The organism is Nonomuraea sp. B10E15, assembly GCF_039871615.1.
Lineage (GTDB): Bacteria > Actinomycetota > Actinomycetes > Streptosporangiales > Streptosporangiaceae > Nonomuraea.
Window position 1 is genome coordinate 1 of the sequence record NZ_JBDPMB010000073.1, and the last position, 626, is coordinate 626.

1 protein-coding gene is annotated in these 626 nt (G+C 72.2%); it reads left to right on the forward strand.

From position 1 onward, the window contains the following. A partial coding sequence (locus tag ABGB14_RS50025) for a cytochrome P450 (protein WP_347650965.1) occupies window positions 1-209 on the forward strand: 209 nt, incomplete at its 5' end. Window positions 210-626: the final 417 nt, after the last annotated feature.

Genomic DNA, 626 nt, shown 5'->3' on the forward strand with positions numbered 1-626 from the left:
TCACCCGGCAGGCCGCCGGTCATGTCGCGTTCGGCCACGGCGTGCATCACTGTCTCGGGGCGCCGCTGGCCCGGATGGAGATGCGCATCGCCTTCTCCCTCCTGTTCCAGCGGTTCCCCCGTCTCGCTCTGGCCGACCCGTACGAGCAGGTCGACTTCCGGGTCTTCAGCGTCGTGTACGGCGTGAACTCGCTCCGGGTGACCTGGTGAGCCCACCGGTCCGGGGGGTGACGCCGCCCGCGACGACGAACGGATCACCGGGTGTGGCGAGGACCCGCCGGCGGCGCTCCGGCGATCGCGCCGGGCCCGCTGGACGCGTCGATGGCGCCACCAGGCCGGTGGCGACCGGACGTACCAGCCGGAATTCGTGCCCTCCGCAACCGGCGGACGGCGTGTCCTGAAAGGAGGTGCGGGCGATGCGACGCGATCCCACCTGGGGCTGATGAGGTGATCCCGCGGTGGAGTGGTGGCGTCTGCAGGCAGGCGGGCCACCACCCACTGCGGGGAGCCGGTGCCCGCCCGCGCGGGTTTTCCGGAGCGTGGCGGGACCTGCCGCGGTGCGGGTTCGTCGAGGGCGGCCAGGACAGTCGAGTCGGACCGGACGGGATCGATGTACGCCAAAGTGCT